The organism is Methylobacterium sp. A49B (genome assembly GCF_053346215.1).
In genome coordinates, this window is the sequence record NZ_JBKFBO010000147.1 from 110,968 (window position 1) to 136,938 (window position 25,971).

Annotated in this window: 25 protein-coding genes; 13 read left to right on the plus strand and 12 right to left on the minus strand. The window is 70.5% G+C overall.

The window, feature by feature from the left end:
- Positions 1 to 112: 112 nt before the first annotated feature.
- Positions 113 to 898: a class II glutamine amidotransferase gene (locus tag ACLBX9_RS30625; RefSeq protein WP_010683797.1), complete on the plus strand. Its 786-nt coding sequence runs from the start codon at positions 113 to 115 to the stop codon at positions 896 to 898.
- A gap of 101 nt (positions 899 to 999) precedes the next feature.
- Entirely contained in the window at positions 1,000 to 2,433 is a 1,434-nt protein-coding gene (locus ACLBX9_RS30630; RefSeq protein ID WP_447721557.1) for an NAD-dependent succinate-semialdehyde dehydrogenase, read from the plus strand.
- 16 nt (positions 2,434 to 2,449) lie between these two features.
- On the opposite strand, the gene ACLBX9_RS30635 is transcribed toward ACLBX9_RS30630, so the two are convergent.
- On the minus strand, positions 2,450 to 2,656 hold the full coding sequence (locus tag ACLBX9_RS30635; protein WP_447721558.1) for a SlyX family protein: 207 nt from the start codon (positions 2,654 to 2,656) through the stop codon (positions 2,450 to 2,452).
- 346 nt (positions 2,657 to 3,002) lie between these two features.
- Here ACLBX9_RS30635 and ACLBX9_RS30640 point away from each other — a divergent pair, with 346 nt between their 5' ends.
- Positions 3,003 to 4,472: a methyl-accepting chemotaxis protein gene (locus ACLBX9_RS30640; protein ID WP_447721559.1), complete on the plus strand. Its 1,470-nt coding sequence runs from the start codon at positions 3,003 to 3,005 to the stop codon at positions 4,470 to 4,472.
- Positions 4,473 to 4,567: 95 nt separating this feature from the next.
- Here the strand turns inward: ACLBX9_RS30640 and ACLBX9_RS30645 are convergent, their stop codons facing one another.
- The 3 genes from ACLBX9_RS30645 to ACLBX9_RS30655 form a co-directional block, all read right to left on the minus strand.
- Positions 4,568 to 5,722 carry a diguanylate cyclase domain-containing protein gene (locus ACLBX9_RS30645; protein ID WP_447721560.1) on the minus strand — a complete coding sequence of 385 codons (1,155 nt, stop codon included), beginning with the start codon at positions 5,720 to 5,722 and terminating at the stop codon, positions 4,568 to 4,570.
- Positions 5,723 to 6,033: 311 nt separating this feature from the next.
- Complete coding sequence (locus ACLBX9_RS30650; protein ID WP_447721561.1) at positions 6,034 to 10,101, minus strand: Pls/PosA family non-ribosomal peptide synthetase; 4,068 nt, start codon at positions 10,099 to 10,101, stop codon at positions 6,034 to 6,036.
- Positions 10,102 to 10,212: 111 nt separating this feature from the next.
- A complete protein-coding gene (locus ACLBX9_RS30655) occupies positions 10,213 to 10,800 on the minus strand; it encodes a histidine phosphatase family protein (protein WP_010683791.1) in 588 nt (195 codons plus the stop codon).
- Between the two features lie 96 nt (positions 10,801 to 10,896).
- Between ACLBX9_RS30655 and ACLBX9_RS30660 the strand changes: the two genes are divergently transcribed.
- Together ACLBX9_RS30660 and ACLBX9_RS30665 are read left to right on the plus strand one after the other, a co-directional pair.
- Positions 10,897 to 11,889, plus strand: a complete 993-nt coding sequence (locus tag ACLBX9_RS30660) for a polyphosphate kinase 2 family protein (RefSeq protein WP_447721562.1) — start codon at positions 10,897 to 10,899, stop codon at positions 11,887 to 11,889.
- Positions 11,890 to 11,903: 14 nt separating this feature from the next.
- Positions 11,904 to 13,055 carry an AAA family ATPase gene (locus ACLBX9_RS30665; protein ID WP_447721563.1) on the plus strand — a complete coding sequence of 384 codons (1,152 nt, stop codon included), beginning with the start codon at positions 11,904 to 11,906 and terminating at the stop codon, positions 13,053 to 13,055.
- Between the two features lie 252 nt (positions 13,056 to 13,307).
- Here the strand turns inward: ACLBX9_RS30665 and fabI are convergent, their stop codons facing one another.
- Positions 13,308 to 14,132 carry an enoyl-ACP reductase FabI gene (gene fabI / locus ACLBX9_RS30670; RefSeq protein WP_010683788.1) on the minus strand — a complete coding sequence of 275 codons (825 nt, stop codon included), beginning with the start codon at positions 14,130 to 14,132 and terminating at the stop codon, positions 13,308 to 13,310.
- 115 nt (positions 14,133 to 14,247) lie between these two features.
- Positions 14,248 to 15,171: a DnaJ C-terminal domain-containing protein gene (locus ACLBX9_RS30675; RefSeq protein WP_010683787.1), complete on the minus strand. Its 924-nt coding sequence runs from the start codon at positions 15,169 to 15,171 to the stop codon at positions 14,248 to 14,250.
- A gap of 217 nt (positions 15,172 to 15,388) precedes the next feature.
- On the opposite strand from ACLBX9_RS30675, the gene ACLBX9_RS30680 reads away from it, so the two are divergent.
- The 4 genes from ACLBX9_RS30680 to ACLBX9_RS30695 are packed head-to-tail and all read left to right on the plus strand — an operon-like array spanning position 15,389 to position 18,672.
- Positions 15,389 to 15,772, plus strand: a complete 384-nt coding sequence (locus ACLBX9_RS30680; protein WP_447721564.1) for a VOC family protein — start codon at positions 15,389 to 15,391, stop codon at positions 15,770 to 15,772.
- A gap of 16 nt (positions 15,773 to 15,788) precedes the next feature.
- Positions 15,789 to 16,850 (plus strand): ABC transporter substrate-binding protein, encoded by a 1,062-nt coding sequence (locus tag ACLBX9_RS30685; protein WP_447721565.1) that lies wholly within the window; start codon positions 15,789 to 15,791, stop codon positions 16,848 to 16,850.
- Positions 16,847 to 17,899 (plus strand): FecCD family ABC transporter permease, encoded by a 1,053-nt coding sequence (locus ACLBX9_RS30690; RefSeq protein ID WP_447721566.1) that lies wholly within the window; start codon positions 16,847 to 16,849, stop codon positions 17,897 to 17,899. Before ACLBX9_RS30685 ends, ACLBX9_RS30690 begins: the two co-directional genes overlap by 4 nt.
- Positions 17,899 to 18,672: an ABC transporter ATP-binding protein gene (locus ACLBX9_RS30695; RefSeq protein WP_447721567.1), complete on the plus strand. Its 774-nt coding sequence runs from the start codon at positions 17,899 to 17,901 to the stop codon at positions 18,670 to 18,672. The genes ACLBX9_RS30690 and ACLBX9_RS30695 overlap by 1 nt, the downstream gene beginning before the upstream one ends.
- Before the next feature lie 12 nt (positions 18,673 to 18,684).
- On the opposite strand, the gene ACLBX9_RS30700 is transcribed toward ACLBX9_RS30695, so the two are convergent.
- Both ACLBX9_RS30700 and ACLBX9_RS30705 read right to left on the minus strand, forming a co-directional pair.
- Complete coding sequence (locus ACLBX9_RS30700; RefSeq protein ID WP_010683782.1) at positions 18,685 to 19,446, minus strand: Crp/Fnr family transcriptional regulator; 762 nt, start codon at positions 19,444 to 19,446, stop codon at positions 18,685 to 18,687.
- A 135-nt stretch (positions 19,447 to 19,581) separates the two neighbouring features.
- Positions 19,582 to 20,466, minus strand: coding sequence for a glycoside hydrolase family 25 protein (locus ACLBX9_RS30705; RefSeq protein WP_010683781.1), 885 nt, complete (start codon positions 20,464 to 20,466; stop codon positions 19,582 to 19,584).
- A 202-nt stretch (positions 20,467 to 20,668) separates the two neighbouring features.
- On the opposite strand from ACLBX9_RS30705, the gene ACLBX9_RS30710 reads away from it, so the two are divergent.
- Positions 20,669 to 21,112, plus strand: a complete 444-nt coding sequence (locus ACLBX9_RS30710; RefSeq protein ID WP_010683780.1) for a DUF488 domain-containing protein — start codon at positions 20,669 to 20,671, stop codon at positions 21,110 to 21,112.
- A gap of 12 nt (positions 21,113 to 21,124) precedes the next feature.
- Here the strand turns inward: ACLBX9_RS30710 and ACLBX9_RS30715 are convergent, their stop codons facing one another.
- Positions 21,125 to 21,496 (minus strand): DUF6894 family protein, encoded by a 372-nt coding sequence (locus ACLBX9_RS30715; protein WP_447721568.1) that lies wholly within the window; start codon positions 21,494 to 21,496, stop codon positions 21,125 to 21,127.
- A 31-nt stretch (positions 21,497 to 21,527) separates the two neighbouring features.
- Positions 21,528 to 21,752, minus strand: coding sequence for a hypothetical protein (locus tag ACLBX9_RS30720; RefSeq protein WP_447721569.1), 225 nt, complete (start codon positions 21,750 to 21,752; stop codon positions 21,528 to 21,530).
- A gap of 383 nt (positions 21,753 to 22,135) precedes the next feature.
- Here ACLBX9_RS30720 and ACLBX9_RS30725 point away from each other — a divergent pair, with 383 nt between their 5' ends.
- Positions 22,136 to 22,705 (plus strand): ClpP family protease, encoded by a 570-nt coding sequence (locus ACLBX9_RS30725; RefSeq protein ID WP_010683777.1) that lies wholly within the window; start codon positions 22,136 to 22,138, stop codon positions 22,703 to 22,705.
- A gap of 300 nt (positions 22,706 to 23,005) precedes the next feature.
- Here ACLBX9_RS30725 and ACLBX9_RS30730 read toward each other — a convergent pair whose 3' ends face one another.
- Both ACLBX9_RS30730 and ACLBX9_RS30735 read right to left on the minus strand, forming a co-directional pair.
- Positions 23,006 to 23,461 (minus strand): NfeD family protein, encoded by a 456-nt coding sequence (locus ACLBX9_RS30730; protein ID WP_447721570.1) that lies wholly within the window; start codon positions 23,459 to 23,461, stop codon positions 23,006 to 23,008.
- Between the two features lie 5 nt (positions 23,462 to 23,466).
- A complete protein-coding gene (locus tag ACLBX9_RS30735) occupies positions 23,467 to 24,447 on the minus strand; it encodes an SPFH domain-containing protein (protein ID WP_039893114.1) in 981 nt (326 codons plus the stop codon).
- Between the two features lie 164 nt (positions 24,448 to 24,611).
- On the opposite strand from ACLBX9_RS30735, the gene ACLBX9_RS30740 reads away from it, so the two are divergent.
- A complete protein-coding gene (locus ACLBX9_RS30740; protein ID WP_158168504.1) occupies positions 24,612 to 24,830 on the plus strand; it encodes a hypothetical protein in 219 nt (72 codons plus the stop codon).
- A complete protein-coding gene (locus ACLBX9_RS30745) occupies positions 24,827 to 25,921 on the plus strand; it encodes a glycosyltransferase family 4 protein (RefSeq protein WP_447721571.1) in 1,095 nt (364 codons plus the stop codon). Before ACLBX9_RS30740 ends, ACLBX9_RS30745 begins: the two co-directional genes overlap by 4 nt.
- The last annotated feature ends 50 nt before the right edge of the window (positions 25,922 to 25,971 follow it).

The window sequence follows — 25,971 nt, forward strand, 5'->3', positions numbered from 1 at the left end:
AAACTGTTCACCGAAGTGGACCGACTGTTAACCTGCTGCTGCGGTGGAACCGGCCCGGTGGGACCTCCCATCGGCTTCAACGCGGATCAGAGCTGAAGGATCAACGTCCGACATGTGCCGTTTCCTCGCCTACAGCGGTGAGCCGGTCTTCCTCTCCGACCTCGTCTGCGCGCCGACCCATTCGCTCGTGCACCAGTCGCTGCACGCCGACGAGGGGAAGACTGAAACCAACGGCGACGGCTTCGGCATCGGTTGGTACGCCGAGCGCCCAGAACCCGGTGTCTACCGCGACATCTCTCCGGCGTGGTCGGATGAAAACCTCGTGAACCTCTGTGGGCAGGTCCGGGCGCGGACCTTCTTCGCGCATGTCCGCGCCTCGACTGGCACGGCCACCGCGCGGGCGAACTGCCATCCCTTCGTGCACGGCCGGCACCTGTTCATGCACAACGGCCAGATCGGCGGCTACCATCGGATCAAGCGCCGGCTCGAAGCGCTGATCCCGGACGCGTATTATGACCAGCGCCGCGGCAGCACCGATTCCGAGGCAATCTTCCTGCTGGCCCTGGCCAACGGCCTCGAGACGGACCCGATCGGCGCCATGGCGCGGACGCTGAGATCCATCCGTGAGCTGATGGAGGTCGCCAACGTCTGCGAGCCGCTGCGCTTCACCGCGCTGCTGACCGACGGCGAGACGCTCACCGCCTACCGCTGGGCCTGCGACGGCCGTCCACCGAGTCTGTATTTCCGCGAGGGGCCGGGCGGCATCGTGGTCGTCTCGGAGCCGATCGACGGGTGCCGCGACGGCTGGAAGGTCGTGCCGAAGGGTGGCACGCTCCGCGCGCGCCATGGGGCGGCGACGGTGGTGGAAGTCCCCGAACCCACCCGCGCCGCTGCCTGAATACAAGCGAGCCCAGCCATGCCGTCCCGGGGATTGTCGGGGCGCGCCCTATGGCCACATTCCGCTCGCGGCCGATGGTGCGGCCGAGCGGGAATCAGCCGATGTATCCGGATACCGAGCTTCACATCGCGGGACGCTGGCGCGCGGGCGCCGACCGGGCAACCCTTGGCGTCCTCAACCCGGCCACCGGCGAGACCATCGGCCAGTGCGCCGTCGCCACGCAGGCCGATCTCGACGAGGCCCTCGCGGCGGCCGCCCGCGCATTCCCGGCGTGGCGGAAAGTGGCGGCGTTCGAGCGCGCCAAGGTGATGCGCAAAGCCGCCGACCTGATGCGTGCGCGGGTCGACGAGATCGCCCGGACGATGACCCTGGAGCAGGGCAAGCCGCTCGCCGAGTCGCGCATGGAGACCCTGGCGGCGGCGGACATCATCGACTGGTTCGCGGAGGAGGGTAAGCGCGCCTACGGCCGCGTCATTCCAGGCCGGGCCGACGGCGTGCTGCAGGCGGTGATCCGCGAGCCGGTCGGTCCGGTCGCCTGCTTTACCCCCTGGAACTTCCCGATCAACCAAGCGGTCCGCAAGATCTCGGCGGCGCTCTGCACCGGCTGCACGGTGATCCTGAAAGGCCCCGAGGACACGCCGGCGAGTTGTGCCGCCCTCGTCCGCGCCTTCCTGGATGCCGGCATCCCGGGCGACGCGCTCTCGCTGGTCTACGGCGATCCCGAGACGATCTCGTCCTACCTGATTCCGCATCCGGTGATCCGGAAGATCTCGTTCACCGGCTCGACCGTGGTCGGCAAGAAGCTCGCCGCGCTGGCGGGCGAGCACATGAAGCGGGCCACCATGGAACTCGGCGGCCACGCTCCGGCGATCGTGTTCGGCGACGCCGATGTGGAGAAGGCGGTCGCCGTCCTTGCTCCGTCGAAGTTTCGCAACGCCGGACAGGTCTGCGTCTCGCCGACGCGCTTCCTGGTGCACGATTCGGTGTTCGACCGCTTCGTCGAGGGCTTCACCAACTTCGCCAAGACCCTCAACGTCGGCGACGGGCTGGATCCGGACACCAAGATGGGACCGCTGGTCCATGGACGGCGGGTCGACGCCATCGCGACCCTGACCGCCGATGCCGAGTCGAGCGGCGCCAGCCTCCGCGCCGGCGGCCAGCGCATCGGCAACCAGGGCAACTTCTTCGAGCCGACGGTCTTCACCGAGGTGCCACTCACGGCGCGGATCATGAATGAGGAGCCTTTCGGCCCCGTGGCGGCGATCAACCGCTTCTCGGACGACGAGGAGGCGCTCACGGAGGCCAACCGCCTGCCCTATGGCCTCGCGGCCTACGCTTACACCCGCTCCGCCGAGCGGGCGGCCCGGGTGTCGAACGGAGTCGAGAGCGGGATGATCTCGATCAATCATCACGGTCTCGCCCTGCCTGAGACCCCGTTCGGCGGCGTCAAGGATTCCGGCTACGGCAGCGAGGGCGGGCCAGAAGCGCTCGACGCGTATCTCGTGACCAAGTTCGTCACGCAGGCGAACTTCTGATCGGCCGGTCGGCGCATCAATAATGGGGAGGCGGTGGCTCCGGCCCCCGCGGCGCGGCCCGGGCCGCCGCCTCCTCGACCTGTTCCCGCAACCCCTCGACCTGTCGCACCAGCCGGTCGATCAGCTGCCACTGCTCCGTCACGGTCCGGTTCAGATCCTCGATCGTCGCCTCCTGCTCGGTGAGACGCATTTCCAGGCGGTCGATCCGGTTCGGCTCGTCCATCTCCGATCTCCAATCAGACCACGGGCCATCCGCGGCCGATCGGCCGGGGTCGGAGAACCGATGCCGAGGGCTGATCGTCTTCGCAAGCCGGTAGGGGCCGGTCCGGATCCGAGGCATCAAAAGATCCCGCGAATACCAATTTTCCCTATGCTCATATCGCGCGACATTGATCGCGAAATCGTTACCTGAAGTCCTGCGACATCAATATACAGATCTATTTCACAGTCTATTTCGGACTATTTTCTCCGAGTTCGCGTCCGCTCAATAGCTGTCTTGTCAATTTTTAAACGATCTTACCGCTTGTATACTCGCCGACCACTGGGTCCGGCTGCAGGCAAGGAAGAAGATGTTCGGTTCACGTGCGGACTCGCTGGTCGCGGCGGTCGACCGGGCAATGGCACGGGTTGAGTTCGACCCGTCCGGCACCGTCATCGACGCCAACACCCTCTTCCTGGATCTGGTCGGCTACACGCGCGCGGAGGTCTGCGGGCGCCCCCATGCGCAGTTCGTGACCGAAGCGGAGCGCGCGGGGCCCGGTTACGCCGCGTTCTGGGACCAGCTGCGCACCGGGCGTCACGTGGCCGGCGACTTCACGCGCCTCACGAAGTCGGGGCAGACCATCCGCATCCACGGCTCCTACAACCCGGTCCTCGATCGCCACGGCAAGGTGATCAAGATCGTGAAGCTCGCCACCGACGTCACGGAAGAGCGCGGGCGCAGCGCGCGCGACGCCGGCTGGATCGCGGCGCTCGATCGCTCGCAGGCGGTGATCAGCTTCACGCTGGACGGCATCATCACGGACGCCAACGCCAACTTCCTCACGACCCTGGGCTACACCCTCGACGAGGTGCGCGGCCAGCATCACCGGATGTTCCTGCCGGCGGACGAGGCCGCGGGCGCGGACTACGCGGCGTTCTGGACGGCCCTCGGCGCTGGGCGCCATCAGGCCGGCGAATTCCGCCGGGTCGGCAAGGGCGGCCGCGCGGTCTGGATCTTCGGCACCTACAACCCGATCTTCGACGCCGACGGGAAGCCCTGCGCGGTCGTGAAGTTCGCCACCGACGTGACCCGGCAGGTGGAGGACCGGCAGCGCCGCGGCGACGGTCAGCGCGCCATCGACGCGGATCTCTCCGCGATCCGCGAGTCGATGAGCCGCGTCGTGCAGCAGGCTGACGGGACCACCCAGGCCGCGAACCAGACGGCGCACAACGTCCAGGCGGTCGCCGCGGGTTCGGAGGAGTTCGCGGCCTCCATCGAGGAGTTGAGCCGCCACGCCCTCCAGGCGAAAGCCTCGGTCGACAAGGTCGTCACCCGCGCCGAGGAAGCGGGCGCCATCGTGGTGGGCCTGACCGGTGCAGCGGACCGGATCGGCGCCGCCGTGAACCTGATCCGCTCCATCGCCGACCAGACGAACCTGCTGGCGCTCAACGCCACCATCGAGGCCGCGCGGGCGGGTGCGGCCGGCAAGGGCTTCGCGGTCGTGGCCGCCGAGGTCAAGGCGTTGGCCGAGCAGACCGCCCGGGCCACCGGCGAGATCGGCACCCAGATTGCCGCCGTGCAGACGGAGACGGCCCGGGCGGTCGCGGCCATCGACGGGATCGGCGGCACGATCGAGCAGCTCAGCGAGATCTCGCTCAGCGTGTCGTCCGCCGTGACCGAGCAGGCGGCCGTGACCCGCGACATGACCGAGAACATGCAATCCGCCGCCCAGAGCGTCGAGGCGGCCCGCGCGGCCATCGCCGAGATCGCGACCTCGGCGGCCCTGGTGGACGCCTCGGTGCGGAAGGTCTCCGAAGCCGCCCGCGCCCTCGCCTGAACGGGCGACGCCGTCCCCGCAAGCGGCGTCCCGCCGACCGCTCGCGCGGGATGATCAGGGGCACCGCGGAGCTAGGTTGACGCCCGAAGACGCCGTCACGCGGCCCGTGCGGCAGCCGCGTCGGCCACGGCGACCCGGTCGCGGCCGCCGTTCTTGGCGGCGTAGAGGGCGGTGTCGGCGCGCCGCATCAGCGTCTCGTACCCGACCCCGTGGCGCAGCTGCGCGACTCCGATGCTCACGCTGACGCGCAGCTCGGGGATTTCGGGCACGTGGAGTTCTGCGAAGGTGCGGCGCAGCTCCTCGGCGCGGGCCAGGGCTTCGGCGGGCGAGACTTCCGGCAACAGGCAGGCGAACTCCTCACCGCCCAGGCGCCCCAGGAGCGCGTCCGGCGGCAACAAGGACGCCGCCATGGCGCAGAACCCGACCAGCACCGCGTCGCCCACGGCGTGGCCATGAACGTCGTTGACCGCTTTGAACCGGTCGAGATCGACGAGGAGCAGCGCGCCGCTCCCGCCTCCCAGAAGGGCGGCGTCAACGGCATCCGCGAACGCACGGCGATTTCGGACGCCCGTGAGCGCGTCCGTGGAGGCGGCGATGCGCTGCTCGCGCTCAGCCCGCTCCTTGACCAGCGCCATGAAGGTGAAGGCCGAGGCGATCGAGAACAGCATGGTGACGAAGCACAGGACCGCCACCCAGGGCGAGGCAAGCGGATTCGGGCCGATCAGGGGCGGCGCCAGGAGCGTCGATGGGATCCGCACCAAGTAGAAGGCGCCTTGCAGGCTCAGCACGATGCCGGCGCTGATCCGCGAGGCGAGGCGCTCGGCACGGCCGCGCCAGATTTCTGCGGCGGCCGCGCCGCAGTAGACGGTAGCCACGGCCGAGGCGAGGAGGACGCGCAGCTCGATCGACGCGTAGAAGGCCGGGACGCAGCAGAGGACGCCCCACAAAGCCGCGCCCGCCATCGCGACGTCCAGGCGGGCCGCCCGGCGCTCGAAGGAGCGGACGCCACTCCAGATCAGTCCGTAGGCGGCGAGCACCACGGCGTTGGCCAACCCGATCGACACCAGGTCCGGGATCTGGCCGCGCAGGGCCAATCCGGCCGAGCCGACCGACCCGACGAGATGCGCCGCTCCCCACAGGGCAAGGGCGCGGGAGTCGGGCGCCTGCCGCCAGGACGCCAGGAACAGCGTGCCGACCAGCAGGGTCGTCGCGGCACTGACGATCAGCAGCGTGGTGGGGTCAAGGTGCACGACCGTCCATCGATCTTCAGTCCTGGGCGATCCCCTGCCGTTCAGGCTCAGAAACGATTCGCCCAGAGCGATATCCGTAGAATAAAAACTTAATCAAACTCCCCGCCCTGCACCACCACGGTCTACGACACCGCCTTGCGGCAGGCTGATCGGGCGATTGCACCCAATCCCCCCCCTCATTCTGAGGGCCCGCGCCAGCGGGCCTCGAAGGAGGGTTCCAGGGATCGCAGCGCGCTCTGGAGGGCTCCTTGGAGGCCGGGCGATCTGCGATCGCCCGGCACCTCAGGATGAGGGGATTGGGTTGGACGGCCTCAGCCCGCGTGGATCACCGGAACCGCGGGCGCGCCTTCCCACTCGGTGCTGGCGGGGATCGACTCGCCCTTCATGACGATCGTGAGCGGGCGCAGCCGCGCGAAATCCCCGACCTTGGTGTCGTACAGAACCGTCGAGAACGCCCCCACCGAGACGCCCTTACCCACGACGACGCGGCCGATCTTCATGATCCGGTCCTCGTACAGGTGGGTCTGAAGCGCCGAGACACGGTTGATCGTGGCGTAGTCGCCGATCGTCACGCAGTCGAACTCGGTGATGTCGGTGGTCAGCATGCACACGCCCCGGCCGACCTTCACGCCGAACAGGCGCAGCACCCACGGCAGGAACGGCGTGCCCTGGAGATGCTCCAGCAGCACCTTGCCGGCGAGCCCCCAGTAGGCGACCGCGATGGCCTCGGTGCGCATCGCCCACCAGGACCACATCGGCTGCATCCCGGGCTTGTAGACACCCATCAACAGCCACTTCATCGCGATGACCGCGCTGGACTGGATCAGCGCGATGGCGACGCTCGCCACCACGAAGCTGACGGCCAGGCCCCACCAATCCTGCTCCAGGATGGCGGGATAGAAGTACCAGTCGATGACCGTGATCGCGAGAGTGATGTAGAGCATCGGCGAGAACGAGGTCGCGAACGCCTCGAAGATGCCGCGCCGGACCTTCGGCCACATCCCGGGCTCGTAGGTCTGCGCGGTCGAGCCGAGATCGACCTTCTGTCGGGCCGGCAGCCGGATCGGCGGTGAGCCGAACCACGTCTCGCCCGGGCTCATGGCGTCGTTCGCGGGCGGCTTCGACTTGATGCCGATCAGCACGTCGTCCGGAATGACGGCGCCCGGCGGCACCACGGCGTCGTTGCCGACGAAGACCCGCGCCCCGGTCCGGGTCGGCTCCAGATGCATCCAGCCCCGCCGGATCTCCTCCTCGCCGTACACCACCTCGTCGGCGACGAAGTTCTTCGCGCCGACCTCGGCGAGGTCGTAGCGGCCGGCGAGGTTGGTCGAGATTTCGGCGCCGTGGCCCATGTTGGCGCCCATCAGCCGGTACCAAGCCCGCATGTAGACCGTGGCGAACAGCGACGAGAGCGTCTCCAGCGTCACCTCGACGGCGAGCGCCAGCGACCACTTGCGCAGGTAGAACAGCGAGTGGACCGAGTAGGTGCCCGAGCGCGTCCGCGGCAGCACGACCCAGCGGATGCCGGCGATCAGCAGCACCGTGCCGGCGGTCATCAGCATGGCGGTGGGCCATGTGAGGATCGGCAGGTACCAGTGATAGTCGACGTCGGTGATGTCGGAGAGTGAGTCCGAGATCTGGTCGAAGATGAAGAAGGCCGGGAAGATCGGCAGGAGGCCCACCGCCGGGATCGCGCCGAGCAGCACCACGTAGGCGGCCATGAAGGCGGTCCGTCGGAGGAAGGACGCCTCGGCAGGCGCCGGCAACTCAGCCGGATCGGCCGTTCCGACCTTGCGGCCGGGCGAGCCGTCCCAGCGCTCGGCGGCGCCGACCCGCGTGCCGGCCGGGATCGTGGTGAGGTCGGCGATCTCGGCCTGGGGGCCGATCACCGTGTCGTGGCTCAGCACGCAGGAGGTGCCGACCGCCGCATCCGCGCCGATCTCCACCCGGCCGATCACCAGCTCGTTCCCGACGATCTCGGCATTGGCGATGACCAAGCGGCCGCCGAGCGACGCCCCGTCGCCGATCGTCAGGAGGTCGGGCGCGCCGACCTCGATGTCGGAGATCAGGGTGTCGCGGCCGACCCTGGCACCCATCAGCCGCAGGTAGATGGCGATCGCCGGCGAGCCCTGCAGCCACTTCACGTGCACCAGGGGCGCCAGCCGCTGCGCCAGCCACCAACGGTAATAATACACGCCCCAGAGCGGGTAGCGGCCGGGTCTGGTGCGGCCGAGGATCAGCCATTTGCCGGCCACCGCCGCCACCGCCGTCACGCCGTTGATGCCGATGTAGACGAGGAGGAGCACCCCGAGTTCGGCGAAGAAGCTCAGGCCGCCGCCGGTCAGCAGCAGGTAGGTCACGAACATGCCGAGCCACTGCGCAGTGGCGAGCGCGATCACGAAGGGCAGCGCGACGAGCTGCGCGAGGCCGCAGAGGGCCCGCCGCAGCAGCGGCGGCGGCTCGAAGCTCAGGTCGCGCAGAGCCGCCGCGGCGCCCATGCCGCCGGTGCGGGCGATCAGCGCGTCGGCCATCGCCCGCATCGTGCGCAGGGCGTAGACGTCCGGCAGGGTGATGCCGGCCAGCGCCGGGCTCTCGCGCACCGCCGAGACGAAGCGCGCGGCGAGCAGCGAGTGACCGCCGAGGTCGGAGAAGAAGTCGCCCTCGAGCGCGATCGGCTGGTTGCCGAAGACCTGCTTGGCGGCGGCGACGAGGGCGGCCTCGGTCTCGTTGGCGGGCGGCTCCTGCTCGCCGTCGGCGGCGACCACGGTGAGCGGGGCGATCTTGAGCGCCTTGCGGTCGACCTTGCCGGAGGTGAGCCGCGGGAGGGTCTCGGCCACCTCGAAATGGCCCGGCACCATGTAGGGCGGCATCTGGCCGGCGAGGGTCTTGCGCAGAGCCGCGGTGTCGATGGCGCGGCCGCGCTCCGGGATCAGGAAGGCGACGAGGCGGTCGACGCCGTCATCCTGCCGGAGCACCACGGCGGCTTGGTTGATCTCGGGGACGCTGCGGATCCGCGCCTCGATCTCGCCGAGTTCCACCCGGAACCCGCGGATCTTGACCTGATCGTCGATGCGGCCGTGGAAGATGATCCGGCCGGCGGAATCGAGGGAGACCGCGTCGCCCGAGCGGTAGAGGACCGGGTCGGTCCCGTCCGACGCGAAGGGGTTGGCGATGAACTTTTCCGCCGTCAGCTCCGGCCGGGCGAGGTAGCCCCGCGCCACACCGGGACCGCCGATCAGCAATTCGCCCTGCTGGTCACGGCCGAGGAGGCTCAGATCCTCGCCGGCCACGTAGACGGAGTAGTTCGGGATCGGGCCGCCGATCGTCACCGGCTCGCCGGGACGCATCTCGGCGGCGGTGGCCACCACCGTGGCCTCGGTCGGCCCGTAGGTGTTAAACAGCTGGCGCGTCCCGGTCGCCCAGCGGGCGACCAGTGGCTCGGGCAGCGCCTCGCCGCCCAGCAGCACGAGGCGCACCGTCGGCAGGTCGCCCGAGATCATCGCCAGGAGAGTCGGCACGGTGTCGAGCACCGTGATCTTCTCCGCCTCCAGGATGCCGGGCAGAGATTCCACGTCGCCCATCATGGCGGGGCTCGCCACGAACAGGGTCGCACCCACGAGGTAGGGGACCCAGATCTCCTCCATGGAGAGGTCGAAGGCCACCGAGGCGCCCTGGAACACCACGTCGTCGGCGCGCATCCCGTAGAGGGCGTTTCCCGAGCGCAGGAAGTGGCAGATGTTCGCGTGGCTGATGACGATGCCCTTGGGCACGCCGGTCGAGCCCGAGGTGTAGATCAGGTAGGCCGGATGCTCGGGTGTCAGCCCGGCGGCGCGGGCATCGGGCACGGACGCGTCGGCTGGCGTCCCGGCGTCGAGATCCGCTGGTGTCAGGGCCGGCGCCGCGTCGGGCGCGGCGGGCTTGAGGGCCGGCGAGACCAGCAGCGCCTTGGCGGCGGCATCCGTCAGGCAGACGCCCACCCGGTCGGCTGGCGCCTCGGCGTCGAAGGGCAGCCACGCGGCGCCCGACAGGGTGATGCCGATCTGCGCCACGAGGAGATCCGGCCCGCGGGCCATCCAGAGCCCGACCACGTCCCCGGGCCCGATCCCGCGATGGGCGAGGCCGGCGGCGATGCGCCCCGCGCGGGCGGCCACCTCAGCGTAGGTCAGGCGCGGGTGAACGCCGCCCGCCTCCACGCGCGCGCCGTCGATCAGGCAGGGATGGTCGGGGCGGCTGCGGGACGAGTCGAGGAAGACCTCGGCGAGCACCTCGTCGCGGATCAGGTCAGGGCGGTGCGCGCCGCGCAGGATGGCGGCCCCGTCGCCGGAACGCTCGCGCTCCCCGGCCGGGCCGGGCCGGGTCTTCTCGGCGACGTCGCTCATCCGCTGCTCCGCTGGCCGCCCGCTCGGGGCGGCGCTTACCGTGGCCGCCGCCCTATAGCCCGCCGATCGTGCCGTTATCGAGGCGGGTGTGCACCGCCCCGGCGCACGGGATCAAGCCCAGCGCCAGCCGCCGGGCTCCAGGACCAGGACCTCGCCCTGGCGGATGCCGAGGCGGGGCGCCGTGTAGGGGTCGAGATGGCCGAGCGCCACGAGGGCCGCCCGGGCGACGCCGCCGTGGGCGACGACGACGGCGTCGCGCTCCAGTCCGGCGAGTGCCGGGGCGACCCGCTCCACCAGTGCGGCGTAGCTCTCGCCGCCGGTTCCGGGCGGCCGGTGACGCCACCGGTCGCGCTCACGGCCTGCGGCTCCAGCCGGATCGCGGCGGCGGATCTCGGCCCAGGTGGACCCTTCCCAACTGCCGAAGCCGATCTCCCGCAGTCGCGGGTCGACGCGGTAGGCCTCGTGCGGCAGGCCGAGCGTCGTGCGCAGGATCTCCATGGTGCGCCGCGTCCGCTTGAGCGGGCTCGCGACGAAATCCGCCTCGGCGAGCGTTGAACCCGCGAGGGCGGCGAGACGGTCGGCAGCCGCCACGGCCTGCGCCTCACCGAGGGCGTTGAGCTCGGTGTCGCGGCCGCCCTGGAGGCGCCCCTCGGCGTTCCAATCGGTCTGGCCGTGCCGGATGAAATAGATCGTAGCCAACCCTCGCGTACCCCGTCCTGCGCAGGCGTCCGGAACGGCCGGGATCCCTGGCCGTTCTCGCCGTCGGTCGGCAACGTCCGGAGACAGGTCCTGCCTATGTCCAAGAAGCACGGCAAGCATCATCGCGGCCAGAAGCGCGGCGGCGGCGTGACAGATGGGGATGACCTGAACAAAACCCCAGGATCGGAGCGGCCTTCGACCGCCCGTTGGGCAACCGCCGTCGACGACGTCGCCGGAACGGCTCCCGACGCGCTGAGCGGCCACCGGCAGGTTACGATCCCGGCGGCTCCCGGCATCGTCGCGGTGGAGCCCGGCGCATCCTTCGATCTCTCCTCGGTGGACTGCGACGCCGACGGCGGCCTCGACAAGACCTGGGCGAAGGAGGCGCTGGACGCCGAGCGGGCCCGCATCGTCGGCTTCCAGGAGCGGCTCTACGCCGAGCGGAGCCGCAGCCTGCTGGTTGTCTTCCAGGCGATCGACACGGGCGGCAAGGACGGCACGATCCGGTCGGTCCTCAAGGGCGTGAACCCGCAGGGTTGCACGGTGACCTCGTTCAAGGTGCCGTCGAGCGACGAGCTGGATCACGACTTCCTGTGGCGTTACCACGCCCGCACGCCCGGCCGCGGCCTGATCGGCGTCTTCAACCGCAGCCACTACGAGGACGTCCTCGTGGTGCGGGTGAAGGGCCTCGTGCCCGATGCGGTCTGGCAGAGCCGCTACGGGCGGATCAACGACTTCGAGCGGCTGCTCACCGAGTCCGGCACCACCATCCTGAAGTTCTTCCTGCACATCTCGAAGGCGGAGCAGAAGAAGCGTCTGGAGGCCCGCATCGCCGATCCCGAGAAGCACTGGAAGTTCGATCCGGCCGACCTCGTCGAGCGGAAATCCTGGGACGCCTACCAGCGGGCCTTCGCCGACGCGCTGTCGCGCTGCTCCCCGCCCTACGCCCCATGGCTGGTGGTGCCGGCCAATCACAAGTGGTTTCGCAACTACGTGATCGCCAAGACGGTCGCGGATACACTGGAGGCGATGGACCCGCGATTCCCCGAAGCCGCCAAGGGGATCGCCGACCTGACGGTCCCGGACTGAGGAAGGAGCCCGGCATGCTGACGGTGCGCGAGGTCTCGGTCTCGGGCTACCGCTCGCTCCGGCGGATCGGCTTCCCGGTCGACGACTTGTCGGTTTTCGTCGGCGGCAACGGCACGGGCAAGACCAACCTCTACCGGGCGCTGGAGATGCTGCAGGCGGCTGCCCGGGGCACCCTGACCCGTGATCTCGCCGCCGAGGGCGGCATGAACTCGGCGCACTGGGCCGGCCGGCGCCGGCAGGGAGAGCCCGCCCGGATCCGCCTGTCCGCCACCCTGCGCGACGACCGCACCGGGCAGGACTTCACCTACGCGGTCGAAATCGGGCTCGTCCCACAGGCCGGTGCCGAGATCTACGGCGCGGCCTTCCGGCACGAGCCGCAGATCAAGACCGAGCGCCTGTCCGTCCGGACCGGAGGCCGCACGGCGGTAATCCTCGACCGGGACGGAAGAAGCGGCTTCGTCCGCGACGCGGACGGGCGCAAGCAATCCCTCGGCATCGACCTCCTCGCCACCGAGACGGCGCTCGGCAGCGCCCTGGTTGCCACCGGCCAGCCGGAGATCGCCTTTGTGCGCCTGGCGATGACGGCGTGGCGCTTCCACCACGGGTTCCGGACCGACGCCGAGTCGCCCCTGCGGCGGCCTTGCCTCGCGGTGACCACGCCGACGCTGGCCTCGGACGGGTCGGACCTCGCGGCGGTCTTCGCGACCCTGGCCCATATCCGCCAGGACACGACCGACCTCGACGAGGCCGTGGACGGCGCCTTCCCGGGGGCGCGCCTGATCGTGCCGGAGCCGGGGCGGGAAGCCAGCTTCGGCGTGACCTTCCCCGACTTCCATGGCCGGGTCTTCGCCGCTTCCGAACTCTCGGACGGGACCCTGCGCTTCCTCGCCCTGGCCGGCGCGCTGCTCGGCTACCGGCTGCCGCCGTTCATCGCCCTCAACGAACCCGAGACGAGCCTTCATCCCGATCTGATGGACCCGCTGGCCCGGCTGATCGCCCGGGCGGCGGCGCGCACGCAGGTCTGGCTGGTGACGCATTCCGAGCGGCTGGCGGACGGTGTCGCCGAGCACGGAGGCGCCCGGCCGCGGACGGTGCTGAAGCGCGACGGCGAGACCTGGATCGAGGGGCTGCGGCTCTCGGGGTCGTTTGGCGATGAGGCGGATTGAGTCGCGACGGCCTCACGGGCCTCCGGAGGCATCGTCGCGCAAGGCCGGGCGCCACGCCGGCTGAAGCGCTGTCGAGCCTTCCCATCCAACGCCCTCATCCAGAGGTGCCGCAGCGCAGCGGAGGCCTCGAAGGAGGCCTTCAGCCAGCCGCGCGATCCCTGGAGCCCTCCTTCGAGGCGGCTGCGCCGCACCTCAGGATGAGGGAAGTTGGCTCGGATGCGCCTGAGCGTTCGCCCGCCCTGACGCGGCGGGTCAGTCCTTGTCGAGGGTCAGGTCGGGCGCGTCGGGGTTCTTCATGCCGACGACGTGGTAGCCCGCATCCACGTGCAGGATCTCGCCCGTCATGCCGGCGGCCATGTCGGAGACGAGGTAGGCCGCCGTCTCGCCGACCTCGCCGATGGTCACGGTCCGGCGCAGGGGCGCGTTGTACTCGTTCCACTTCAGGATGTAGCGGAAGTCGCCGATCCCCGAGGCGGCCAGGGTCTTGATCGGACCGGCCGAGATGGCGTTGACGCGGAGATTCTTCGGTCCGAGATCCGCCGCGAGATAGCGGACCGAGGCTTCGAGGGCCGCCTTGGCGACACCCATGACGTTGTAGTGCGGCATCCACTTCTCGGCGCCGTAATAGGTCAGCGTCACGAGGGAGCCGCCGGGCCGCATGATCTTCTCGGCGCGCTGGGCCACCGCGGTGAACGAGTAGCACGAGACCAGGAGCGACTTGGTGAAGTTGTCCTCGGAGGTCTCGATGTAGCGGCCCGTCAGCTCGTCCTTGTCGGAGAAGGCGACGCAGTGGACGACAAAGTCGATTCCCTCGGGGAACACCCTGGCCGCCTCCGCGAACACGGCGTCGATCGTGGCCGCCTCAGTGACATCGCAGTGGCCGATGACGTGGGCGTCGAGTTCCTTGGCCAGCGGCTCCACCCGCTTGCGCAGGGCGTCACCCTGGTAGGTGAAGGCGAGTTCCGCCCCGTGGGCGCGGGCGCTGCGGGCGATGCCCCAGGCGATCGAGCGGTTGTTGGCGACCCCGAGGACGATGCCCCGCTTGCCCGCCAGAAGGCCCTGCCCGTGTTCCGCCATGATCGATCCCGAAGCCTCGCGGCACCGCCCGGCGCCGGGGGGCCTCCATACCGGAGGCGGCCCGGAGACGGAAGTCCGGGCCGCCTCCGGGCGCGTTCACGTGCGGACGGCCCCGTCAGGCCGCCTTGGCGCCGCGCCGCCCGCGGGCGAATTCCAGCAGCGCCGCGTCCTCGTCCTGCGGCAGCATGATCGCCGTCGTGGCGAACAGATCGCCCGGCGTGCCGTCCTTCTTCGGCAGTCCCTTGCCGCGCAGGCGGAAGGTACGACCGGAACTCGTCATGGCCGGCATCTTCATCTCGACCGCGCCGGTCAGGGTCGGTACGCGGATCGTGCCGCCGAGGACGGCGTCCTCAAGCGGCACCTCGACGGTCGTGCGCAGGTCGGCCCCGTCCACGGTGAAGCGCGGATGGGGGCGGATCCGGATCGTCAACAGCGCGTCGCCCGCTTCGCTCCGGGGGCCGCCGGGCTGCCCGAGGCCGCGGAGCCGGATGGTCTGGCCGTCGACCACGCCGCGGGGGATGACCACGTCGACCTCCCGCCCGGTGGGCAGGTAGAGGCGCAGCTTCTCCTCGCTCGCCACCTGCTCCAGGGTGACCGACAGCTCGGCGGCGACGTCCTCGCCCTTGGGTGCCTGGCGCTGGCCGCCCGGGCCGGCGCCGCCCGCGCGGAAGGCCTCGCCGAAGATGTGCGAGAAGATGTCCTCGCCCATGCCACCCATGCCGCCCTGGCGGGCCCGGGCCATGTTCTCGAAGTCGTAGCCGCCGCCGCGTCCGCCGCCGAAGCCGCCGCCGAAGCCCTCGAAGCCGGTCGCGCGCGGCTTGCCCTCGGCGTCGATCTCGCCGCGGTCGAACTGCTTGCGCTTCTCGGCGTCGCCCAGGATCTCGTAGGCCGCGTTCGCCTCGGCGAAGCGGTCCTTGGCCTTCACGTCGTTCTTGTTGCGGTCGGGGTGGAAGTCCTTGGCGAGCTTGCGATAGGCCTTCTTGATCTCGGCCTCGCTCGCGCCCTTGGCCACGCCCAGCACGTCGTAGGGATTGCGCATGGAACTCTTGGCTGTGCGGTGTGGGGTCTGAACCCCGATGTGGGGAGAATGTTGCATCCCTGCAACGGTCAGCGCTGCGAAAGTCTGCGGGTTCGCGCGTGACGTCAAGCGTCGGATCTCGTCCGACGCAAGCCCGGGCCTACCTTGGTGCGGCGGACGACGGGACGCGCACCCGGATGGGCCCGCGCCGGGGACGCCGCCACGATACGGAGATCCGATGCACTACGCCTGCGATCATGTTCATCTGCGCAGCCGCGACGCCATGAAGGCCGCGGCCTTTTACGTCGACACGTTCGGGGCGCGGGAGGTGAAGCGCGTCGGCGAGGATCCGGTGCAGCGCGTGGTCCTTGATCTCGGTGGCCTGACCGTGTTCATCGAGCAGGCGCCGGACCAGGTCGCCCCCACCACGCCGACGCCCTGTCTCGGCATCGAGCATATCGGTCTGCGGGTTGCCGACATCGAGGCGGCGATGGCCGATCTCACCGCGCGGGGCGTTCCGGTCCGGACCGGCATCACCGAGCGCGGTCCCGGCCTGCGCATCGCCTTCGTCGAGGGCCCGGACGGGGCGCTGATCGAGATCCTGGAACGCAAAGCCTCCTGATGACCGAAACCGCGCGATGATGGCGACGACGGTGCCTTCCGGACGCTGCCGGGGCGAACTGCTCGCCTTCACCCTCCTGCTGATGCTCACCCTCGCCAGCGGGGCCGTAAGCCGCCCGTTCACCGACGCCGCCGGCCGCACGGTCGAACTTCCCGACCGCATCGAGCGGGTGCTGGCCGCCGGGCCGCCGGCCTCGGTGCTGGTCTACACCCTGGCTCCGGAGCGGATGGCCGGCTGGGTGAGCGCCCCCGCGCCGGCAGCCCTGCCCTATCTGGAACCCCGGACCCGGTCGCTGCCCGCCTACGGGCGGCTCACCGGCCGCGGCGGCACCGCCAATGTCGAGGCTGTGCTGGCCGCCAGGCCCGACCTGATCGTCGATGCGGGGAGTCTCGGCCCGACCTACGCCTCCCTCGCCGACCGCGTGCAGGCGCAGACCGGGATACCCTACATCCTGCTCGACGGCAGCTTCGCCCGGATACCCGAGACCTACCGGCAGCTCGGGGCGGCGCTGGGCCTTCAGGCCGGGGCCGACGTGCTGGCCGCCGATGCGCAAGATCTGATCGGCACGGTGGCGAAGGCGGTCGCGTCCGTTCCTGAGGATCGGCGGCCTCGCATCTACTACGCCCGCGGACCGCGTGGGCTGGAGACGGGCTTCGCCGGCTCCATCAACACCGAGCTGCTGGAGGTGGCCGGCGGTCGCAACGTCGCCCGGGGCGGCGAAGGGCGTCTCGGCAGCGTCTCCGCCGAGCAGGTCCTGGCCTGGAACCCCGAGGTCATCATCACCCTCGATCCGGCCTTCGCGGCGGCCGTGCGCGGAGATCCGATCTGGCGGGACGTGGCGGCGGTCAAGGCAGGCCGCGTCTACGTGGCGCCGCAGCAGCCGTTCCCGTGGTTCGATGCGCCGCCGGGGGTCAACCGGCTGATCGGGCTGCGATGGCTGGCCGGTATCCTCCATCCGGACATGTTCCCGGAACCGATGGATGCGGTGATGCGCGGCTTCTACCGCCGCTTCTACCACGTCGATCTCGACGCCGGGCAGGCCGCGGCGCTCCTCGGGCCCGCGGACGCGAAGCGGTGAGCGGCCATCAGGCCGCCGCGGCGAGCGCGAGGCGGGCGCCGCGTGGCCTGCGGCTGTCGGCGACGCTCCTGTCCGGACTCGCCGTCCTGGCGCTCGCGCTGCTGTCGCTGGCCGTCGGCAAGTACCCGGTCGGGCTTGAGCATCTGGCGGACGTGCTCGGCCATCGCCTGCTCGGCCTGCCCGCCCGGGCGCCGGCCGCGGTCGAGACCGTGGTGATGCAGGTCCGACTGCCCCGGGTCGTGGCGGCCCTGGTGGTGGGCGCGGCCCTGTCGGCGGCGGGGGCGACCTATCAGGGCCTGTTCCGCAACCCGCTGGTCTCCCCCGACATCCTCGGCGTTTCGGCCGGCGCCGGGCTGGGGGCAGTGCTCGGGATCTATCTCGGCCTCCCGGTGGCGCCCATCCAGGGCATGGCGTTCCTGGGGGGCCTCGCGGCGGTTGCGGCCGTCTACGGCGTCGGTCTCGCGGTGCGGCGGCAGGATCCGGTGCTGACCCTGGTCCTGGCGGGGGTGGCCGTCGGCGCAGTGCTGGGCGCCGGCATCTCCCTCCTCAAGGTCCTGGCCGACCCCTACAACCAGCTGCCGGCGATCACCTTCTGGCTCCTGGGGAGCCTGTCCTCGGTGACGCTCGGCGATGTCGGCGCCGTCCTGCCGATGCTCCTCCTCGGCCTCGCGCCGCTGGTGCTGCTGCGCTGGCGCATGAACCTGATGAGCCTTGGGGACGAGGAGGCGCGGGCGCTCGGCGTCGAGACGCGGCGGCTGCGCCCGGTCCTCATCGCCGGGGCGACGCTGATCACCGCGGCATCCGTCTCGATGACCGGGGTGATCGGCTGGGTCGGACTGATCGTGCCGCACATCGCCCGCCTGCTCGTGGGACCGGATTACCGAAGGCTGCTGCCCGCCTCCGTCACGCTCGGCGCCGGCTACCTGCTGGTCGTCGATCTGATCGCCCGCACCGCGGGGACGATCGAGGTGCCCCTCGGCATCCTCACGGCGCTTGTCGGTGCCCCGTTCTTCCTGTGGCTTCTGGCGGCCGGACGCAGGATCGCCTGATGCTCCTCCAGGTCCAGGATCTCGCCTTCGGCTACGGCGCGCGGGCCGTCGGCACGGACGTATCGTTCGATCTCGATGCGGGCGAGGTGCTGTGCCTCCTCGGGCCGAACGGCGGCGGCAAGACGACGTTGTTCAAGACGCTGCTTGGCCTGCTGCCGGCCCGGGGCGGCCGGATCCGGCTTGACGGCACCGACCTGTCCCGGCTGTCGCGGCGTACGGTCGCCCGGACCGCCGCCGCGGTGCCGCAGGCGCACGCGGCCTACTTCCCCTTCACGGTGCGCGAAGTCGTGGTGATGGGGCGCGCCAGCCGGATCGGGCCGTTTTCGGCGCCGGGACCGGCCGACGAGGCTGCCGCCGAGGCCGCGCTCGTCACCCTGGGCATTGGCCACTTGGCCGAGAAGATCTACACCGAGATCAGCGGCGGTGAGCGGCAGCTCGCCCTGATCGCCCGGGCGCTGAGCGGCGCGCCGCGGCTCCTGATCATGGACGAGCCGACCGCGAGCCTCGATTTCGGCAATCAGGCGCGCGTCCTGGGGCAGGTGCGCCGCCTCGCGCGGGCCGGAATCGCCGTGATGTTCTCGACCCATGATCCCGGCCACGCCCTCGCCTGCGCGGACCGTGTCCTCGCCCTTCACAGTGGCGGGCTCGTCGCCTGCGGGCCGCCGGCCGCGACGGTCACCCCGGCGCTGCTGCGCCTGATCTACGGCATCGACGTGGTGGTGGCCCCGCTACCCGGGATCCCCGCGCCGGTTTGCGCCCCCGTCATCGCCTGAGCGTGGCGCCCGCTAGCCGGCGGCGGCCGGGGCGATCCGGGCGCGATCCTGCGGCCGGTACACCGTGTCGAGAACCGTCTCGCAGTGGAGCCGGACGCGGGCGTGGCACTCGCAGGCTGCGGCCGCCACCGCCGGCCGGTCGACAACGGTGATGCGGCCGCGTCCGACCCGGATGAGACCCTGGTCCTGCAGTGTCCGCAGGATGCGCGTCAGGTAGGTGCGCTGGACGCCGAGCATCGCGGCCAGCACCTCGTGGGTGATTGGCAGGGTATCGTCCTGCAGCCGGTCCTGGAGCGTCAGCAGCCAGCGCAGGCAGCGCTGCTCGATCGGGTGCAGGGCGTTGCACGCGGCCGTCTGCAGGAGTTGGACCAGGAAACAATCGGCGTAGCGCGCGAACAGGTCGCGGAGCGTGGCGGATTGAGCGACCAGCTCTTGGAGGCGGCCGATGTCGAGCCGCAGCATCGGACCGCCGACCTGCACCATCGCGGTTGCGGAGGCCGGAACCCGTCCCTGGCTCACGATCCCGCCGACGGCGCCCTCGTGGCCGATGGTGGCCGTCTCGGCGGTTCGCCCATCCCGCGTGATGATGACCAGCGCGATGATGGCGTGATCGCAGGGAAAGGTGACGTGCGTCACCTCATGTCCCGTCTCGAACACGGTCGCCGCCTTGGCGTAGGACACCGCTTCGAGATGGGGAGCCATCAGCGCCCGGTCGGCGCTTGTGAGCGAGTCGAGGAGCAGGTTGCCCGTGGGGGCGGCACTGTCGATGAGCATCGGCGGCGACGGGGTCCCGGAGAGAGGCTCCGGACAGGATCCTCACCGGCTCACCGCGTCGGCGTCCGGACCCCTCATGACTACCAAGCGCGCCGCGCCGCCGAACTAACCTGGGTTTATTTCCATAAGCCGAGTCTACTTGTCCGTGCATAGGCCCTGTTCGGAGAGGCGCTTGTGCTCCCGGGGATCGCAGTCGGTCGACAGGAACGACGCCCAGTCGGACGGAGTGCCGTAGAAGGCGTTACGGTCGACATCGCCCTGCACGCCGGGGACCCGGCCCGTCGAGGTGAACTGCCACAGCATCCACTTACGGTTGACGAACCGCTGTTCAGGCTCGGCCGCGGTCGAGCGCAGCCAGTGCGGGTAATCGGGCAGCTCGCCTTCGAGCACGTCCTTGTGGAAGGTGATGTCGGTGTAGATGATCGGGCGCTTGCCGGTGTAGCGCTCCATCTCCTCCAGCATCTCGGTGACCATCGCCAGGGCCTGGGCCTTGGGCAGCTTCTTCGGACAAGTTTGCGAATGGCCGTTCCACTCGACGTCGAGCACCGGCGGGAGCGCGGCGGGATCGTTCGGCACGTTGCGCTTGAACCACTCCATCTGTTCCCGGGCGGAGCGGCACCAGAACACGAAGTGATAGGCCCCCCGCGGCACGCCGGCCCGGGCCGCGCCGTCCCAGTTGGTCCGGAAGCGCTCGTCGACGTGGTCGCCGCCCTCGGTCGCCTTGATGAACGCGAACTGGGTACCGGCCGCCCGGACCGAAGCCCAGTCGACGTTGCCCTGCCATTTCGAGATGTCGATGCCCTGGATCGGATGGAGCTTGGCCTTGGCCACGCCCGGATGGGGCTTGGTATCCCCTTTCGTGGGGTAGAAATCGTTGTTCGACGCGCAGGCGGCGAGGCCGGCAAGGATCGCGGCAGCGGCGAACCGCCCGGCGAGCCGGCGGACCGCCCTGAGGCGGCCGTTCGGCGCCCGGGTGAAGTCCTGGGACAGAGACCGCGAAAGCTTCGAAACTCGCGTCATCAGTGCTCAGCCCGCCACCGAAAGAGCGCCACAGACAGGCGTATTCGATGGCCCCGGCGCGGTTAACGGAGCTTTGCGATCATTGCGGCGGAATTCCGAGATGCGTTGCAACGCCGCGACATAGACCGGGGATCCCCCGCTGTTTCACAGGCAGACATCCGGCTAAGTGTCGGTTCGAAAACGCGAGTCCGGTCACGCCCCCGTGAGCAAGACAATCTTTACCATAGGCTACGAAGGGCTCGATACGGAGCGCCTCGGCGGTGTCCTGAAGTCCGCCGGCGTGGCGGTCCTGGCCGATGTCCGGGCCGTGGCGAATTCGCGCAAGCGCGGCTTCTCGAAGGGCGCGCTCGGGACCTCCCTGACGGAGGCGGGTCTCGGCTACGCACACCTGCGCAGCCTCGGGACGCCCAAATCGGGGCGGCAGGCGGCGCGGGCCGGCGACGCGGCACTGATGCGGCGAATCTACTGCGAAGAGGTGCTCGACACCGCCGCCGGGCAGGCGGCCCTCGACGGGTTGGCCGCCATGGCCGAGGCCGCGCCCATCTGCCTGCTCTGCTTCGAGCGGGATCCGGCGCTGTGCCACAGACGCGTCCTGGCCGAGCGCCTCGCCGGACGGGGCTTCGCCGTCACCGATCTTTTCGGGTGAGCCGCGCGGCGGTCAGTGACCCGGCCGCGGCTGGAGCCGGACTCCGAAGGCCCCGGCGAGCCGCCGCACCGGGCCCAGCGCGGCGCCGAGGCGCGTCGGCGCGATCTTGCGGGGAACCCGCGGCCGGCGGTCCGCATCGGCGACCGGCTCGACGGGCATGTAAAGCGCCTCGAAGAAGGAGAGTTCGAGGAGCGGCGCGCCCGCCTCGTCGGTGATCACCATCGTCGCGCCGAGCAGACGCGGGTCGCCGCCGTGCTGGCGCATCAGGCCCTGGACGATGATGCGCGCCGCGGCGTAGGCGGCGTCGGCATCCGCGACCCACTGCGCTGCCGACGCGGGTAGGGAGACGCCGTCGAGGCGGATGGTGAAATGCGCGTGAACCATGGGGGCTCCTCGGGAGGGCCGTGTCCGAGCGTCAGGCGGCCCGGGCGCCGTCGAGGGCGTCGGCCTTCTCGGGCGCCGATTTCGGATCGGCCGATTTCGGATCGAACGCGTCGGCCAGGAGGCCGAGGCGGCGCGCCATGTCCCGGACCTCGTTGAGGGCGATCGACTTCTGACCTTCCTTCACCGCACGGGTGATGTCGCTGACCTGATGGGTGGCGATCCGCTTCAGTTCGTCGGCGAGCTGCTGGCTGGTCATCATCGTGTCCGGGCCCGGATTTCGACTGGAGCGCCGACCCTGGTGCGCGGGCGCTTACCAAGGCGTTTCGCAACGCGGCGAGACCTGTGGACAAGGTGGGGAAAGGGGCGCCTCTGGCTGTGGCCAGACGTCTCGAGGCGGCGCGCCGCCACGATGGACACGGGGTTCTCTCCGGATCGTCCCTGCGAGGTCGGCCCTGAAATCTGGAAACCGCAATGCCGCCCTGGCGATTGACCGCCAGCGTGCCGGTACGGAGCGAGACTCACAGACCGGTATCCCCTGTGGGACCGCGCTCGCGGCCTCATCGCCTCGAAGCCGGGATTGTCGCAGCGACTGGCCGATTCGTTGCGAGGGCGAATCGAACCGATCATCCGGGTAGGACCATGGACACGACGCCCCTCAGCCCGACCGCGTTCCGATCCCCCGCGGTGCTGCTCTCCGGCCCGGTCGACTACGACATGTACCGGAACTTCCGCCGCCAGCTCGACGAAGCCGGCGACCGGGAGATCGTCGTGGTGGAGCTGACGACCCTCGGCGGGGATCCGGAGGTCGCCCGGATGATGGGCGAGGACATCCGTTTCAACAGCGCCATGGACCCGCAGCGGCGCTTCGTCTTCCTCGGCAAGGCCGCGATCTACTCGGCCGGCACCACCGTCATGAGCTTCTTCGCCCGGCCGAACCGCTACCTGACCTGCGGCACCCGGCTGATGATCCACGAGCGCAAGATGAACAAGCAGCTGCAGGTTCAGGGGCCGCTGACCACCTGCGTCGCCTCCGTGCAGGCCACGCTCAACGAGATCCTGTGCTCCATCGCGATCCAGAACGAAGGCTTCTCCAACCTCATCGCGGGCTCGGACGTGACCCTGGACGAGGTACTCGAGAAGGCGCCCGCCAATTGGTACCTCGAGGCCGAGGAGGCCAAGCGGCGTGGCCTGATCGAGGCGGTGATCTGACCCCACGCGACGCGCCGGGAAGTGACCGAGGCCGCACGATAGGTGCAGAGGCGCTGTCCCAATCCAGGGCCTGCGCGGCGTTTCCCGGACAGCCGAGCCACGGGCCCTGCGGTCCGAACTGGCGCGTGCGGGCATCGCGCGCGCGGCACGGCGCGCTTCGCCCTGGCAGCTGACGGACCCGAGCACCGACATCACAAGCCGCGCGGCAGCGCTGCTTCGTGCGTCCGGGACGGAGGGCGGTGCCGACCGCGTCTGCCCTGTGGCGGCGGGTCCGTCCGAAGCTCCGGCTATGCGGGCACCTCAGGCCGCATCCACCCGCAGCACCGTGCCGCTGATCCCGGTGACGCGCACCCGGTCCCCCGCCGGCAGGTCCGGACCGGCGATCCGCCAGAGCGTATCGTCGAAGCGGATGCGCCCCGCGCCCTGGACGATCGGTTCCTCGAGCACGCCCTCGCGCCCGATCAGGCCGCGATCGGCACGGTTGAGGTGGGGCTTCGCCGGCCCGCCGCGCCGGTGCAGCCGGCTCGCGAGGCCCACCAGGGCGACAGCGAGGCCGGCGAACAGAAGGGTCTGGCCCTGCCAGGGTATCGGCAGCGCCGCGGTCGCGAGACCGGTCGCGAGGGCGGCCAGGCCGAGCCAGATCAGAAACACACCCGGCACCAGGATCTCGGCGCCTGCCAGGACGAGGCCGGCAATGACCCACACCCAGGCGGCCCCGAGAGCATCGACGGCCGCGAAGACGGAGGCGAGGGTCATCGGAGTCAGGCCCGCGGCGGCGCGACGTTGGGCGGGGTCCCCGCGCGACGGGGCGCCGCCGCCCCGTCGCCGAACACCGTGCGGGTGAGTTCGCCGATGCCGCCGAGCGTCCCGGCCAGCGCCGCCGCCTCGATCGGCACCACGACCACCCGCTGGTTGGGCGCCGTGGCGATCGCCCGCACGGCATCGACGTACTTCTCCGCCACGAGGAAGTTGGCAGCCGCGATGTCGCCCTCGGCGATCGCCCGGCTCACCATCCCGGTCGCCGCTGCCTCGGCCTCGGCGGAGCGCTCCCGCGCTTCCGCATCGCGGAACGCCGCCTCGCGGCGGCCTTCCGCCTCGAGAATTGCCGACTGCTTGCGCCCCTCCGCCCGCAGGATTTCGGCGGCGCGCTGCCCCTCGGCCTCCAGGATCGAGGCCCGCTTCTCGCGCTCGGCCTTCATCTGGCGGGCCATGGCTCCCGCGAGATCGGACGGGAGCACGATGTCCTTGATCTCGATCCGGTTGATCTTGACCCCCCAGGGCGAGGCGGCGGCATCCATCACGCGCAGCAGCCGCTCGTTGATCTCGTCGCGGTGCGCCAGCAGCTGGTCCAGATCCATCGAGCCGACCACGGTGCGGATGTTGGTCATGGTCAGCGTCGTGGCGGCGAGGTCGAGGCTCGACACCTCGTAGGAGGCGCGCGCCGCGTCGAGCACTTGGTAGAACACCACCGCGTCGATGGTCACGCCGGCATTGTCGCGGGTGAAGGCCTGCTGGCTCGGCACGTCGATCACCTGCTCCATCACGTTGACCCGGCGGCCGACGCGCTCGATGAACGGCGTGATCAGGCCGAGGCCGGCGTCAAGGCTGCGGGCGTACCGGCCAAAGCGCTCCACCGTGTAGACGTAGCCCTGTGGGACGATCTTCACGCCCGCCGCCAGTGTGATGATCGCGAGCGCCGCGACGCCCACGGCGAAGACGCTCAAGCCCACCGGCAGACCCATCGACGCCCCCATCGACGCTCCCTCCGCGCGCCGCACCGCATAGGACCGGCGGCGAGGCCACTGCTTAGCAGCTCGGGGCAGCGGCCGCGACCGTGCGGCTCAGACGCGCACCCGGGATACCGGCCGGGACCGCCGCGCTTCCCGGTCGGCGGAGCTGAGTCTGGGTGAACAATCCCCTGTCGGGACCGATCATCATCGGTTCAGGCCGCCGAGCTTACGACGTCGGCAAGCGTCGCGCCTGTCGTCGCTCCGACTGCCTCAACGCAACGCTTGTTGAAGAAACAATCGGCATGATGTCCGCCACCCGCACCGCGGAAAGAAGTCCTTTCTCACCGCTGCGGGCGGCAGAAATCCCCAACCAACCGGATTCGGTGCGCGCGTGAAGATCGCTGTCCTCGCACATCTGAAGTACCCGATCGGCCAGCCCTACGCGGGCGGCCTGGAGATGCACACGCATCTCCTCACCGTCGCTCTGAAGCGGCACGGGCATGATGTGACGCTGTTCGCCAGCCGCGGCTCCGACCCGGCACTCGATCCCGTGATGCTGTGCGACCCCACGGGCGACGCCCTCCTGGATCCGGACCGCGAGGCGGCAATCGACCGCGCGGAGGAGGATGCCTATCGGCGGATGATGGAGCTTGTCGCCGCCGGAGGCTTCGACCTCGTCCACAACAATTCGCTGCATGCCCTGCCCCTGCGGGAAAGCGGCCGGCTCGGCCTGCCCTGGATCACGGTGCTGCACACGCCGCCCTTCGAATCCCTCGTCGGGGGAATCGTGCAGGCCGATCCCGACATGGCGTTCCTCGCGGTCTCGCCGTCCCTGGCACAGGAATGGGCGCCTCTGGTGCCCGGCGCGCAGGTGGTCGACAACGGCGTCGATCTCTCGACCTTCGCCTACGCGGACAGGGCCGACGCGCCGCCGTTCGCCTTCTGGTCCGGCCGGATCGTGCCCGAGAAGGGGCTTCACCTCGCCATCGACGCCGCCCGCGCCGCCGGGCTGCCGCTGACCTTCGCGGGGCCCAAGCTCAACCCGGGTTACTGGGAGGCCGAGATCGCCCCACGGCTCGGGCCGGATCTGACGCATCTCGGCCACCTGTCGCACCGGGATCTCGCGCATCATCTCGGCCGTGCCCGGGTGGCGATCGTCTCGCCGCGCTGGGAGGAACCCTTCGGCCTCGTGGTGGCGGAGGCGCTCGCCTGCGGCACGCCGGTGGCAGCCTTCCGCCGGGGCGCCATGCCGGACATCCTCGACACGTCCTGCGGCCGGCTCGCCCGCCCGGACGATCCGCAGGACCTGTCGGTGGCGATCCGCGAGGCCGCCGGTCTGTCGCGCCGGGCCTGCCGCGATCGGGCCGAAGCGCTCTACGATGCCGCCGCCATGACCGGTCGCTACCTTGAAGCTTACGAGGCCGTCATCGCGCGCTGCGCTGAGCGGGCGCAGCCCGCCCTGCGCGTCGCCGGGGGGCGGGGCTGAGCGCGCCGCTCCGAGGAGCGTAAAACCCTGCGGGGCCGCCCCTCGCGCTC